The organism is Frigidibacter sp. MR17.24, from assembly GCF_037095655.1.
Taxonomy (GTDB): domain Bacteria; phylum Pseudomonadota; class Alphaproteobacteria; order Rhodobacterales; family Rhodobacteraceae; genus Frigidibacter.
The window spans coordinates 234,633-247,175 of the sequence record NZ_JBAWKE010000001.1 but is presented as its reverse complement, the minus strand read 5'-3'; the positions used below and the strand labels follow the sequence as shown (position 1 = coordinate 247,175).

Here is a 12,543-nt window from a genome sequence, read left to right as displayed (position 1 = left end):
CCTGCCCCCGGCGCCCGGGCCGGGGTCTTGTCCCTAGCGGCCCCCGGCGGGGCCCTACATCTGCCAGACGCGCGGCAGCGCCGCGCCGTCGCGCAGCCGCCCCAGCACCAGCGCCAGCGCCCGGCGCAGCCCCAGCCCGTCGGGCGCGCGCAGCCGCACGAGGCAGCGCCCGTCCCAGCCCGAGACCGCGGCTTCCGCCCCCTCGAGCCCCGACAGCGCCGCGCGCAGCGGCCCGGCGGCGGCCTCGGCACCATCGGCGAGAAACGCCACGGTCGCAAGCGCCCGCGCGCCGCCCAGAAGCGCGAAGCGCGGCCCGGCACCGGGCCGGTCGAGCGCGGCATCGGTCAGCGCGAAGGGGTCGATGAACTGCGGCACGCCGCCGCGCCAGACCTCGCGCCGGTCCGACAGCCGCAGCCGCGCCACCGTCTCGCCCATCGCCTGCCGGCCAAGCACCAGCGCCTCGGCCATCAGAAGCCGCGCGCCCGGCGCCATGTCGGCGCGGGTGACGCGGGTCAGGCCCGCGCCCTCGTAAAGAATGGTCTCCTGCGGCAGCCAGTCGAGCGCGGCGCCGGTGCCCAGCGTCAGGCGCACCTCCATCACCGCGCGCGCGGCGCCATCGGCGCGGCCGGACTCGGACCGGGCGGCGTCGCTGCCGGCGGCATAGGCCCGCTCGGCGGTCTGGGTGGTGGCCACGGCCCGCGCCCCGGCCCCGAGGTCGAGCGCATAGGCCAGCCGGTCGCCGCCGGTGAGCCCGCCCGCGGTGTTGAGGAAGACCACCTCGGGCACCGGCCCGTGCACCTTCGGCAGGAAGGCCTTGGCCGATCCCGCCTGCGACAGGGTGCCCAGCCGCATCCGGCCCGCGGTGCCCGCCGCCAGCGTCACCCGGGCCCGACCCTCGGCGCGCTGCATCCGGCCAGCGGCGGCAGGTGCGGCGGCAGGCGCGGCAGCGGTCGAGATCGGCGCCGGGTTCGGCATCGGGGTCGCCGCCGGGGTCGCCCCCGGGTTCGCCACGGTATCGGTGGGTTCGTCGTACATGCCCCCAGTCTATGCGCCGCCCGGGGCGCAAGTCCAAGCCCCGCCCCGCGATCTTTCCCCGCCGCGATGGCGCGATGCCCGTTTCGCAGGCATCCGGGCGCATCGGCACGGCTGCGGAAACGTCTGGATTCGCGCGCCCGATCGGCTATAGCCCGGGGCCATGACCCAGACCCTCACGCTCCGCCGCCCCGACGACTGGCACCTGCACCTGCGCGACGGCGCGATGCTGCAAGCCGTCCTGCCCGAGACCGCGCGCCACTTCGCCCGCGCGATCATCATGCCCAACCTCGTGCCGCCGGTGGTCACCGCCGCCGACGCCACCGCCTACCGCGACCGCATCCTGGCCGCCCTGCCCGCCGGCATGGACTTCACGCCGCTGATGACGCTCTACCTGACCGAGGGCACCGACCCGGCCGACGTGGCCGCGGCGCACGAGGCGGGGCTGATCACGGCGCTCAAGCTCTACCCGGCCGGGGCCACGACCAATTCCCACGGCGGCGTGCGCGACTTCGACAAGGTCCGCGGCGTGCTCGAGCTGATGGCCGAGCGCGGGATCCCGCTGTGCATCCACGGCGAGGTCACCACGCCCGAGGTCGACATCTTCGACCGCGAGGCGGTGTTCATCGACACCGTGCTCGACCCGCTGCGCCGCACCACCCCGGGCCTGCGGGTGGTGATGGAGCACATCACCACGAAGCAGGGCGTCGAGTACGCGCGCGCCGGCGGCGCGGATCTCGCCGCGACGATCACGACGCACCACCTGATCATCAACCGCAACCACATCCTCGTCGGCGGCATCAAGCCGCACTACTACTGCCTGCCCGTCGCCAAGCGCGAGGAGCACCGCCTGGCGCTGCGCGCCGCCGCCACCTCCGGCGATGCGCGCTTCTTCCTCGGCACCGACTCGGCGCCGCATCCCGACCGGCTGAAGGAACATGCCTGCGGCTGCGCCGGCTGCTTCACCGCCACCAACACCATGAGCCTCCTGGCCCATGTCTTCGAAGAGGACGGCGCGCTGGGCCGGCTCGAGGCCTTCGCCTCGCTCAACGGGCCGGCCTTCTACCGCCTGCCCCCGAACGAGGCGCGGATCACGATGACGAAGCACGCCGCGCCGGTCACCTTCCCCGCGTCGATCCCCGCGGGCGACGAGACCGTCACCGTCTTCGACCCCGGCTACCCTGTCCACTGGGCGGTCGACTGACGAAACGGATTGCGTTTTCGACTTTGCAAAAATATCCCCGCCGGAGGCTCCCGGCCCTGCCACCTGATGCCTCCGGCGGGGATATTTGAGCAAAGTCGAAATCCCACTCAAGGAGTGACCCGATGATCCCCTCCAGCTACCCCGCCAAGGACGAGATCGCGCGCCTGACCGCGCGGATGCTGCTCGAGATCAAGGCGGTGCACTTCAACGCCGAGACGCCGTTCACCCTGACCTCGGGCCTGCCCTCGCCGACCTACATCGACTGCCGCAAGCCGATCTCGTACCCGCGCATCCGCTCGACGATGATGGATTTCCTGACCGTCACCGTGATGCGCGACGCGGGCTTCGAGGCCTTCGACAACATCGCCGGCGGCGAGACGGCGGGCATTCCCTGGGCGGCGCTGGTGGCCGAGCGCATGGCGCTGCCGATGACCTATGTGCGCAAGAAGCCCAAGGGCCATGGCCGCGGCGCGCGCATCGAGGGCACGATGACCGAGGGCCAGCGCGTGCTGCTGGTCGAGGACCTGACCACCGACGGCGGCTCGAAGCTGAATTTCGTCGACGCGATCCGCGAGACCGGGGCGCGCTGCGCCGACACCGCCGTCATCTTCTACTACGGCATCTACCCCGAGACGGTGCCGAACCTTGCCGCGCATGGCGTGACGCTGCACCACCTGTGCACCTGGTGGGACGTGCTGGCCGAGGCCAAGGCCACCGCCGCCTTCGACACGAGGACCCTCGACGATGTCGAGGCCTTCCTGCATGCGCCGCGCGCGTGGCAGGAGGCCCGCAAGGGCTGACACCGGCCGGTGCCGGCGGCCCCGGTCTTCGGAAAGCTCCGCGCCGGCAGCGCCTGCCCGCGGGCCGGCCCCGGGTCGGCCCCGTGCAGGCGGGCCTCGCCGCAGGCGTCGCGCAGGGTCGGCGGGGCGGGTCGCGGCCGCGGCACGGCGGGCGGCGGCCCCCCGCCGCCGGGTCGGCGGCGGATGGCCGAGCCGCTGCGTCACGGGGGATGGATCTGGGGATGGATTGTGGACGACTCGCGGCGTGACGCCGCGGCGCGGAAACTGTCCCCACCGGGAATCGAAGGTTTTGCGGGGCGGCGGCGCCATGCTACGATATCTGGCGGGGCGCAATGCTGCGGGCGACCGAGTCTGCGGCAGCTGTCCACAGAGATATGAAGATTGAACGAAGCCCGCGACCACGGCATATCCCGTGGCTCTGGCGGGGGCCGGGTGAGCAGGCGATCGGGGCAGGCCGGGACGCGCGCCAAGACGCGGGCCGGCCGAAACGACGGCAGGACGGGAACATGAGCGAGTTGAGAGCGATCCGGGACCAGCACCCGGAGGCGGCGGCCGATGCGGCCGAGACCGCGGAGCTGCCGCACAACATCGAGGCCGAGCAGCAGCTTCTGGGCACGCTGCTGACCAACAACGACGTCTACGACCGCGTCGCGAACGTGGTGAAGGCCGACCATTTCTTCGAACCGGTCCACCGGCGGATCTACGAGATCTGCGAGGCGCGGATCCGCAAGAACGCGCTGGCCTCGCCGGTGACGATCAAGGGCTTCCTGGAAGAGGACGAGGGGCTGAAGACCCTGGGCGGTCCCGCCTATCTCGCGCGGCTCGCCGGGGCCGCGATCTCGGCCTATGCCGCGCGCGACTACGCGCAGATGATCTACGACCTCGCCGTGCGGCGCGAGCTGATCCAGCTGGGCCGCGACATCTCGGCCAAGGCCAGCAAGGTCGAGGTCGACAACGAGCCCAAGGAGCAGATCGTCCAGGCCGAGCAGCGGCTGTACCAGCTGTCGGAACAGGGCACGGCCGAGAAGGGCTTCGTGAGCTTCCTCAAGGCGGTGACGGAAGCCGTGAACTCGGCCAACGCGGCCTACCAGCGCGACGGCGGGCTTTCGGGCGTGTCGACCGGGCTGATCGACCTCGACAAGAAGCTGGGCGGGCTGCACCCGTCCGACCTTCTGATCCTCGCCGGGCGCCCGTCGATGGGCAAGACCTCGCTCGCGACCAACATCGCCTTCAACATCGCCAAGGCCTACAAGCGCGGCATGCGCCACGACGGGGTCGAGGGCGCGGTCGAGGGCGGGGTCGTGGGGTTCTTCAGCCTCGAGATGTCGGCCGAGCAGCTGGCGGCGCGGGTGCTGTCGGAAGCCTCCGAGGTGCCCTCGGAACAGATCCGCCGCGGCGACATGACCGAGGCCGAGTTCCGCCGCTTCGTCGAGGCGGCGAAGACGCTGCAGAACTGCCCGCTCTACATCGACGACACCCCGGCGCTGCCGATCAGCCAGGTGGCCGCGCGCTGCCGCAGGCTCAAGCGCACGCACGGGCTGGACGTGATCTTCGTCGACTACCTGCAGCTGCTGCGCGGCACCGGCAAGGGCGACAACCGGGTGCAGGAGATCGGCGAGATCTCGATGGGCCTGAAGGCGATCGCGAAGGAGCTGAACATCCCGGTCGTCGCGCTGTCGCAGCTGAGCCGGACGGTCGAAAGCCGCGAGGACAAGCGCCCGCAGCTGTCGGACCTGCGGGAATCGGGGTCGATCGAGCAGGACGCCGACGTGGTGATGTTCGTCTACCGCGACGAGTACTACAAGGAACGCGAGAAGCCCGGCGAGGACAACCTCGAGGCCATGGCCAAGTGGCAGGAGACGATGGAGCGGGTGCACGGCAAGGCCGAGGTGATCCTGGGCAAGCAGCGCCACGGGCCGATCGGCACGGTCGAGCTGTCGTTCGAGGGCCGCTTCACCCGCTTTGGCAACCTCGTGCGGCCCTGGCAGGACGGGCCCGACCACGATCCCGGCTATTGAGGCTGACCGGCTCGTGACTTGACGGCACCGGGCGCGCCCGCCATGCCGGGCGCGCCGGATCCCGATCCGTCCCGACCGCGCCCCGGACCGGCCCCGGATGGGCCCCCGGACCGGTCAGGAGATCGGCCCACAGACCAGTTCCCCGAGCGGAAGGCCCGCGCGATGACCGACCCGACGCCCATCCTCCCGCGCCAGGGCGGCCGCAAGCCGGCCCCGCCCGCCAGCGCCGAGGAGGCGCAGATGGATGCCGCGGCCGAGGCCGAGGCCGCGCACCGCGCCCCCGGCAGGCCGATCCGGGCACGGCTTGCAGAACTTCCCGAACGCCTGGCCGACCTGGCGGCCCCGGCGATCGAGGCGGCGGTGGCGCTTCGGCCCTTCGCGCCGGTCCTGCTGGCGGCGATGGTGTTCCTGGGCGGGCTCGACCTGCTGCTGCAGGGCACCGGCGCCGAAAGCTTCTGGCGCAAGGCGATCCTGCGCGACACGCTGCCGCTGCCCTTCGCCGAGGCGTCGCATCTCTTCGCCTCGCTCACCGGGCTGGCGCTGATCGTGCTGGCGCGCGGGCTGGCGCTGCGGATGGCCAAGGCGCGGATCGTGGCGACGGCGGTGCTGCTGGCGGGGGCGGGCTTCGCGCTGATGAAAGGCCTGCGCTGGGAGGCGGCGCTGGTGCTGGCCGCGATCGCGCTGGGGCTGACGCTGGCGCGCGGCGCCTTCTACCGCAAGGGCGAGTGGCGCGACTTCCGCCCCAGCCGCGGCTGGGTGCTGGCGATCGTGCTGATCGTGGTCGCGGTGATCCTGCTGGGCATCACCGGCTTTCACAACCATGCCTTCGTGACCGAGGATTTCTGGACCTTCGCCTGGGCCGGCGATGCGCCGCGCAGCCTGCGCGCCTCGCTCGCGCTTGCGGTGGCGACGGCGGCGATCGCGCTTGACGGGCTGGTCAACCGCCCCGCCCCCACCCGCCCGCGCGCCCACCCGGTGCCGCCCGCCGTGCGCCGGCTGGTGGCGGCAAGCCCCGACAGCGCCCGGCAGGTGGCGCTGCTGGGCGACAAGCGCTTCCTCGTGGCCGAGGACGAGAGCGCGTTCCTGATGTACGGCATCTCGGGGCGCAGCTGGGTCTGCCTCGGCGGGCCGGTGGGCGACGAGGCCGCGGGCGAGCGGCTGATGTGGCGCTTCGTCGAGATGGCCGACCGCGCCCGGATGCGGCCCGTCTTCTACTCGCTGCCCTTCGCGCGGATCGAGAAGCTGTTGGAGCTGGGCCATTCGATCCTGAAGATCGGCGAGGTGGCGCGCATCGACCTGCCGGCCTTCGCGATGGAGGGGCCGGCGCGCAAGGACCTGCGCTATGCCCGCAAGCGCGCCGAGCGCGACGGGCTGTCCTTCGAGGTGGTCCCCGCGGCGCAGGTGCCCGCGCTGATCGAGGCGCTGCGCCCGGTCTCGGACGCCTGGCTGGCCGAGCGCACGGGCAAGGAAAAGGGGTTCTCGCTCGGCGCCTTCGACGCGCAGTACCTCGCGCATTTCGACATGGCGGTGATGCGGCAGGAGGGGCGGATCGTCGCCTTCGCGAACCTCTGGGCCTCGGGCGAGGGCAACGAGATGGCGGTGGACCTGATGCGCCATGTCGGCGGCGCCTCGCCGGTGCTGATGGAGGCGTTCATGTGCGAGGCGATCCTGCATGCCAAGGCGCGCGGGTTCCGCTGGTTCTCGCTGGGCGGCGCGCCGCTCTCGGGGCTGCCCGACCACCCGCTGGCGCCGGTCTGGGCGCGGATCGGCACGCTGGTCTACCGCCGGGGCGACGAGTTCTACAGCTTCGACGGGCTGCGCCGCTACAAGCAGAAGTTCGGCCCGGTCTGGTCGCCCTTCTACATGACCTGCCCCGGCGGGCTGTCGGCGGCGCGGGCGCTGGTGGACGTGGCGCTGCTGATCTCGCGCCCGCGTCGGGCCGCGACCGAACCCGAGCCCGGCCCCGAGGCGACGCCGCTGGATCCCCCCGCCGATCCCCCTGCCGCCCCCCCTGCCGACCCGGACCGGGGGGCCGCCGCCACCCCCGCCTGAGACCCCGCCTGGGGCCCCGCGCCGTTTCCGCTTGACCTTCCCCTGCCCCATGTCGAGAAAGCCCGCATGGCCAAGCCCGATCTGCATATCGACCTCGATGCCGTCATCGCCAACTGGCGCGCCCTTGACCGTATGAGCAGCGCCGCCGTCGAGACCGGCGCCGTGGTCAAGGCCGATGCCTACGGGCTCGGCGCCGGTCAAGTCGCCCGCGCCCTTGCCGGCGCGGGGGTACGCAACTTCTTCACCGCCACCGCGGACGAGGGCGCCGAGCTGCGCCGCGCGCTGGGCCCCGGGCCGACGATCTCGGTCTTCGCGGGCCACATGGCGGGCGATGCCGAGGCGATCGGCGGCGCCCAGCTGGTGCCGATGCTGAACTCGCTCGACCAGCTGACCCTGCATTTCGAGGCGCTGCCGGGCGCGCCCTTCGGCATCCAGCTCGACACCGGGATGAACCGGCTCGGGCTCGAGGCGGCCGAATGGGAGGCCGCCGCGGGCATCGTGCTCGAGGCCGGGCCGACGCTTTTGATGTCGCACCTCGCCTGTTCCGACGAGCCGCAGCACCCGATGAACATCTTCCAGTGCGAGGAGTTCATGCGCCTGACCGAAGACACCGGCGTTCCGCGCTCGCTCTCGGCCACGGGCGGCATCCTGCTTGGCCCCGAGTTCCATTTCGAGCTGGTGCGCCCCGGCATCGGCCTGCACGGCTGCGCGCCGTTCGACCAGGGCCGCAAGCCGCTGCGCCTGTCGCTGCCGGTGATCCAGATCCGCGAGATCCACGCCGGCGAGACGGTGGGCTATTCCAACACCTTCATCGCCGAAAGCTCGATGCTGGTCGCGACGGTCTCGGCCGGCTATGCCGACGGGCTGCTGCGCAGCCTCTCGGGGCGCGCGCACCTGTGGCAGGGGCTGGTGCCCTGCCCGATCCTCGGCCGGGTCTCGATGGACCTGATCACGGTCGACGTCACCCACCTGGCCGACACGCCCACCCATCTCGACATGCTGGGCGAGAAGCAGTCCGCCGACGACCTTGCCGCCGTCGCGGGCACCATCGGCTATGAAATTCTCACCGGCCTCAGCCCCCGCTACCGCCGCGTCTACCACGGAGGCGCGGCATGAGCGCGGTGCTGACCCATCCGCTGGCCCTGCTGGGCCGCTCGGTGATCGGGGCGCTGGCCGGGATCGGCCGCTTCGGCCTGTTCGCGGCCGAGACCGTGTCGCACCTGCTGCGCCCGCCGTTCTACTGGCGCGAGTTCCTGACCGCCTGCCTGCAGATCGGCTGGCTGTCGCTGCCCGTGGTCGGCATGACCGCGGTCTTCACCGGCGCCGCGCTGGCGCTGCAGATCTATGCCGGCGGCTCGCGCTTCTCGGCCGAGGCGGTGGTGCCGCAGATCGTCGCGATCGGCATGACGCGCGAACTGGGGCCGGTGCTGGGCGGGCTGATGGTCGCGGCGCGCGTCGCCTCGTCGATCGCCGCGGAAATCGGCACGATGAAGGTGACCGAACAGGTCGACGCGCTGGTGACGCTGTCCACCAACCCGATGAAGTACCTGACGGTGCCGCGGGTGCTGGCGGCGACGCTGTGCATGCCGCTGCTGGTGGGCGTGGGCGACTCGATCGGGATCATGGGCGGGTACCTTCTGGGCATCACCCGGCTCGACTTCAACTCGGCCACCTATCTCAAGAACACGATCGATTTCCTGCAGTTCTGGGACGTCGGCTCGGGTCTGGTGAAGGGCGCGGTCTTCGGCTTCATCGTCGCCAGCGTCGGCTGCTACCACGGCATGAACTCGGGCCGCGGCGCGCAGGGCGTGGGCGCGGCGACCAAGGCGGCCGTGGTCATGGCCTCGGTGCTGATCCTGGCCTCGAACTACCTGCTGACCGAGGCGTTCTTCTCGTCATGATCGAGCTTGAAAACCTGTCGAAGGCCTTCGGGCCCAAGCGCGTGCTCGACGGCGTGACGCTGCGCGTGCCCAAGGGCGAGAGCATGGTGATCATCGGCGGCTCGGGCACGGGCAAGTCGGTGACGCTGAAGTGCATCCTGGGCCTGATCCGCCCCGACAGCGGCACGATCCGCGTCGGCGGCGAGGACGTGGCCCGCGTCTCGCGCGAGGCGTTCCTCGACCGGTTCGGGATGCTGTTCCAGGGCGGGGCGCTGTTCGACAGCCTGACCGTCTGGCAGAACGTCGCCTTCCGGCTGATCCGCGGGCCGAAGAAGATGGGCAAGGCCGAGGCGCGCGAGGTCGCGGTCGAGAAGCTGCGCCGCGTGGGCCTGAAGCCCGAGGTGGCCGACCAGTTCCCGGCCGAGCTGTCGGGCGGGATGCAAAAGCGCGTGGGCCTCGCCCGCGCCATCGCCGCCGAACCCGAGATCATCTTCTTTGACGAGCCGACGACGGGTCTCGACCCGATCATGTCGGGCGTGATCAACGAGCTGATCCGCGAGATCGTGACCGAGATGGGCGCGACCACGATGACGATCACCCATGACATGACCAGCGTGCGCACCATTGCCGACAAGGTGGCGATGCTGCATGCGGGCCAGATCCGCTGGACGGGAAGTGTCGCGGAAATGGACGCGACGCCGGACCCTTACGTGCAGCAGTTCATCCACGGCCGCGCCGAGGGCCCGATCGAATCCGTGCGCTGACCGCGCCCCGGCACCCGCCCGTCCTCTCCCCGCCCGCAGCGGCGGTCCGTCCGCTTCGACCGCAGCGGCGGACCGTCCGCTTCGGCCGCAGCGCGCGGCGTGATTGCACGGGACAGCCCCCTCTCCTGCGCGCAGCGCCGGGGCTGCGGGGAGGCCCGCATGGCGGCTGTCACGGGCTTGCGGCCGCTCTACGGCCGGGGCTTGACCCCCGCCGCCCGGGCCCGCAGGGTTGCGGCGAAGGCGCCGTGGCGTCGCCATGAAACGGCCTGCCCCGCGTGACGCGTCCCGCCTCCCCTGTCCCGACCCTGCTGCTGCGGCTGGCGGTGCTGCTGCTGGCCGGGCTCTACCCGCTGGCCTGGACCGCGCCGCTGCTGCGCGCGGGCCTGCTGCCGGTCTTCGGCCTGTCCGAGATCTCGGTCGTCTCGGGGCTGGTGACGCTGTGGCACGACACGCCGGTGCTGGCGGCGCTGGTCGGGCTGTTCGCCGTGGTCGCGCCGTGGCTGAAGCTCGCGGGGCTGTACCTGCAGCTGACCGGGCGGCTGCCCGCGGCGCTCGCGGCGCCGCTGGGCTGGCTGGGCCGGCTGGCGATGGCCGACATCTTCCTCGTGGCGCTTTACGTGGTGATCGCCAAGGGGGTCGGCGTCGGCCGGATCGAGATCGCCTGGGGCTTCTGGCTGTTCACCGCCTGCACGCTGGTCTCGATCCTGGTCGCGGCGCTGGTCGCGCGGCGGCAGGCGGCGGGGGCCGGCACCCCCGCCTGAGGGGCCGAAGCGCCCCCTTGGGCGCGGGCCTCAGGCCAGCGCGCCCTCGGCCGCAAGCGCATGGCGCAGCGTCTCGGCCATCGGCACCGTCGGGCGGCCGATCAGCGCCGACAGGCTGCGGTCGTCCGAGGCGAGCACGCCCTTCGCGATCTCGCCTTCCCAGCCCGCGAGCATCTGCGCGACCGGGGCCGGCAGGCCGAACCCCTCGAGCTTGGCGGCATAATCGGCCACCGGAAGGTCGTGATAGGCGATGTCGCGCCCCGTCGCGGCCGCGATCGCGGCGGCATAGTCGGCCAGCGTCCAGCCCTCGTCCCCCGCAAGCTCGTAGGTCTTGCCGTCATGGCCGGCGCCGGTCAGCACCGCGACGGCCGCCGCCGCGTAATCGGCGCGCGGGGCCGAGTTGATCCGGCCCGCGCCGGCCGCGCCGATCACGCCGCCGCCCGCCAGCACGCCGCCGATCTGGCCGGTGTAGTTCTCGGTGTACCAGCCGTTGCGCAGGATGGTGAAGGCCAGCCCCGAGGCCTTCAGCATCGCCTCGGTCTCCAGATGCTCGGGCGCGAGCGAGAGGGTCGAGCGGTCGGCCCGCAGCAGGCTGGTGTAGACGATGCGCGTCACCCCCGCGGCCTTCGCCGCCGCGATCGCGTTGCGGTGCTGCGCACTGCGCTGGCCGATCTCGTTGCCCGAGATCAGCAGCAGCGTGTCGATCCCCGCGAAGGCCGCGGTCAGCCCCGCGACATCGGCATAGTCGCCCTTGCGCACCGTCACCGCGCCCGCCGAAACCCGGGCCGGATCGCGCACGATCGCCACCACCTCGGCCGACTTGCCCGCCGTCTCCAGCGCCGCCAGCACCAGCCGGCCCAGTTGGCCGCTCGCCCCTGTCACACCGATCATCTTCGCCTCCATTGGTCGAATGTCCTTGACGCGGCCAACCTAGGCGCTGAACTTACGGATCGTAAGTACGCACGACTTCGTAAGTATCCCGCATCCCGGCACAGGAGGTCGCCCCCGATGCACAGCCCGTCCGGCACCCCGCCCCTGGCCGATGTCTTCGCCGCCGACTGCCCGTCGCGGCAGGTGCTGCGCTGCCTGGCGAGCCGGTGGGGGGTGATCGTGATCGTCGCCCTGACCGAGGGGCGGCAGCGGTTCTCGGGGCTGCGCCGGCGCATCGGCGGCATTTCCGAGCGGATGCTGGCGCAGACGCTGCAAGAGCTGGAGGGCTGCGGCATCGTCGAGCGCCGCCAGCACCCCGTGGTGCCGCCGCATGTCGACTATGCCCTGACGCCGCTGGGCCAGGAGGCGGCAGAGCGGATGGTGGCCCTGACCGACTGGGTCGAGGCGAACCTGCCGCGGCTGCAGGCGCCGCCGGCGGGATCGGGATCGGGATCGGCATCCGTCCCGGATTCGGCACCGGGGCCGCGTCGCGACGGGGCTTGAGGGCTTTATTCCCGCCCCGCCTTTCCCTATATAATCCGTCAACATCCGCAACGAGGCACCGCCGATGACCAGCCCCGCCAGCGACTCCCTTCCGCTCGAAGGCACGCCGCTCATCAAGCCCTCGACGACCGACCATCCGCTGTATGACAGCGTGGTCGAGGCCTGCCGCACCGTCTACGACCCCGAGATCCCGGTGAACATCTACGATCTGGGCCTTGTCTACACCGTCGAGATCACCCCCGAGAACGAGGTCGGCATCACGATGACGCTGACCGCCCCCGGCTGCCCGGTCGCCGGCGAGATGCCGGGCTGGGTGCAGGACGCGGTGGCGCCGCTCGACGGCGTCAAGGACGTCGCGGTGAACCTCGTGTGGGAGCCGCAGTGGGGCATGGACATGATGTCCGACGAGGCGCGGCTGGAACTCGGCTTCATGTAAGCCCGACTTCAACCAAGCCCGACTTGATGTGATTTCGGCGTCCCGCCGCCGGGACGCCCGCGACCGATCCGCCCGTGGATCGGTGCGCCGCGCCCATCGGCGACCCGGCTGGATACCCACGGGGGCACTGTTGCGCTGAAGGCGCGCGACCCCGCTCGGGCC

Annotated in this window: 12 protein-coding genes; 10 read left to right on the top strand and 2 right to left on the bottom strand. The window is 72.0% G+C overall.

The features are described from left to right. Nucleotides 1-54: 54 nt before the first annotated feature. The gene (locus V8J39_RS01255; RefSeq protein WP_336460165.1) at nt 55-975 is read right to left on the bottom strand and encodes an urease accessory protein UreD; all 921 of its coding nucleotides are present in this window, start codon (nt 973-975) and stop codon (nt 55-57) included. A gap of 220 nt (nt 976-1,195) precedes the next feature. Between V8J39_RS01255 and pyrC the strand changes: the two genes are divergently transcribed. The 8 genes from pyrC to V8J39_RS01215 all read left to right on the top strand — a co-directional run bounded on the left by pyrC (nt 1,196) and on the right by V8J39_RS01215 (nt 10,511). Then, nucleotides 1,196-2,236, top strand: a complete 1,041-nt coding sequence (gene pyrC, locus V8J39_RS01250) for a dihydroorotase (RefSeq protein WP_336459052.1) — start codon at nt 1,196-1,198, stop codon at nt 2,234-2,236. Nucleotides 2,237-2,358: 122 nt separating this feature from the next. Next, nucleotides 2,359-3,036: an orotate phosphoribosyltransferase gene (locus V8J39_RS01245; protein WP_336459051.1), complete on the top strand. Its 678-nt coding sequence runs from the start codon at nt 2,359-2,361 to the stop codon at nt 3,034-3,036. Between the two features lie 506 nt (nt 3,037-3,542). Next, nucleotides 3,543-5,054 (top strand): replicative DNA helicase, encoded by a 1,512-nt coding sequence (locus V8J39_RS01240; protein WP_336459050.1) that lies wholly within the window; start codon nt 3,543-3,545, stop codon nt 5,052-5,054. Nucleotides 5,055-5,216: 162 nt separating this feature from the next. Then, nucleotides 5,217-7,106, top strand: a complete 1,890-nt coding sequence (locus V8J39_RS01235; RefSeq protein ID WP_336459049.1) for a phosphatidylglycerol lysyltransferase domain-containing protein — start codon at nt 5,217-5,219, stop codon at nt 7,104-7,106. A gap of 66 nt (nt 7,107-7,172) precedes the next feature. Beyond that, entirely contained in the window at nt 7,173-8,222 is a 1,050-nt protein-coding gene (alr, locus tag V8J39_RS01230) for an alanine racemase (RefSeq protein ID WP_336459048.1), read from the top strand. Next, nucleotides 8,219-9,007 (top strand): MlaE family ABC transporter permease, encoded by a 789-nt coding sequence (locus tag V8J39_RS01225; RefSeq protein WP_336459047.1) that lies wholly within the window; start codon nt 8,219-8,221, stop codon nt 9,005-9,007. Before alr ends, V8J39_RS01225 begins: the two co-directional genes overlap by 4 nt. Further along, the gene (locus V8J39_RS01220; RefSeq protein WP_336459046.1) at nt 9,004-9,750 is read left to right on the top strand and encodes an ABC transporter ATP-binding protein; all 747 of its coding nucleotides are present in this window, start codon (nt 9,004-9,006) and stop codon (nt 9,748-9,750) included. The genes V8J39_RS01225 and V8J39_RS01220 overlap by 4 nt, the downstream gene beginning before the upstream one ends. A gap of 275 nt (nt 9,751-10,025) precedes the next feature. After that, nucleotides 10,026-10,511: a paraquat-inducible protein A gene (locus tag V8J39_RS01215; protein WP_442902538.1), complete on the top strand. Its 486-nt coding sequence runs from the start codon at nt 10,026-10,028 to the stop codon at nt 10,509-10,511. A gap of 30 nt (nt 10,512-10,541) precedes the next feature. Here the strand turns inward: V8J39_RS01215 and V8J39_RS01210 are convergent, their stop codons facing one another. Then, a complete protein-coding gene (locus V8J39_RS01210) occupies nt 10,542-11,402 on the bottom strand; it encodes an NAD(P)H-binding protein (protein WP_336459045.1) in 861 nt (286 codons plus the stop codon). A 117-nt stretch (nt 11,403-11,519) separates the two neighbouring features. Here V8J39_RS01210 and V8J39_RS01205 point away from each other — a divergent pair, with 117 nt between their 5' ends. Both V8J39_RS01205 and V8J39_RS01200 read left to right on the top strand, forming a co-directional pair. Next, the gene (locus tag V8J39_RS01205; RefSeq protein WP_336459044.1) at nt 11,520-11,945 is read left to right on the top strand and encodes a winged helix-turn-helix transcriptional regulator; all 426 of its coding nucleotides are present in this window, start codon (nt 11,520-11,522) and stop codon (nt 11,943-11,945) included. A gap of 64 nt (nt 11,946-12,009) precedes the next feature. Continuing rightward, nucleotides 12,010-12,381 carry an SUF system Fe-S cluster assembly protein gene (locus V8J39_RS01200; RefSeq protein WP_336459043.1) on the top strand — a complete coding sequence of 124 codons (372 nt, stop codon included), beginning with the start codon at nt 12,010-12,012 and terminating at the stop codon, nt 12,379-12,381. Nucleotides 12,382-12,543 lie beyond the last annotated feature (162 nt).

What these genes read in the sequence shown, in the direction of transcription:
- pyrC (WP_336459052.1), top strand. Translation starts at nt 1,196, where the DNA reads ATGACCCAGACCCTCACGCTCCGCCGCCCCGACGACTGGCACCTGCAC.
- V8J39_RS01225 (WP_336459047.1), top strand. Translation starts at nt 8,219, where the DNA reads ATGAGCGCGGTGCTGACCCATCCGCTGGCCCTGCTGGGCCGCTCGGTG.
- V8J39_RS01200 (WP_336459043.1), top strand. Translation starts at nt 12,010, where the DNA reads ATGACCAGCCCCGCCAGCGACTCCCTTCCGCTCGAAGGCACGCCGCTC.
- V8J39_RS01205 (WP_336459044.1), top strand. Translation starts at nt 11,520, where the DNA reads ATGCACAGCCCGTCCGGCACCCCGCCCCTGGCCGATGTCTTCGCCGCC.
- V8J39_RS01235 (WP_336459049.1), top strand. Translation starts at nt 5,217, where the DNA reads ATGACCGACCCGACGCCCATCCTCCCGCGCCAGGGCGGCCGCAAGCCG.
- V8J39_RS01255 (WP_336460165.1), bottom strand. Translation starts at nt 975, where the DNA reads ATGCCGAACCCGGCGCCGATCTCGACCGCTGCCGCGCCTGCCGCCGCA.
- V8J39_RS01220 (WP_336459046.1), top strand. Translation starts at nt 9,004, where the DNA reads ATGATCGAGCTTGAAAACCTGTCGAAGGCCTTCGGGCCCAAGCGCGTG.
- V8J39_RS01240 (WP_336459050.1), top strand. Translation starts at nt 3,543, where the DNA reads ATGAGCGAGTTGAGAGCGATCCGGGACCAGCACCCGGAGGCGGCGGCC.
- V8J39_RS01210 (WP_336459045.1), bottom strand. Translation starts at nt 11,402, where the DNA reads ATGATCGGTGTGACAGGGGCGAGCGGCCAACTGGGCCGGCTGGTGCTG.
- V8J39_RS01245 (WP_336459051.1), top strand. Translation starts at nt 2,359, where the DNA reads ATGATCCCCTCCAGCTACCCCGCCAAGGACGAGATCGCGCGCCTGACC.
- alr (WP_336459048.1), top strand. Translation starts at nt 7,173, where the DNA reads ATGGCCAAGCCCGATCTGCATATCGACCTCGATGCCGTCATCGCCAAC.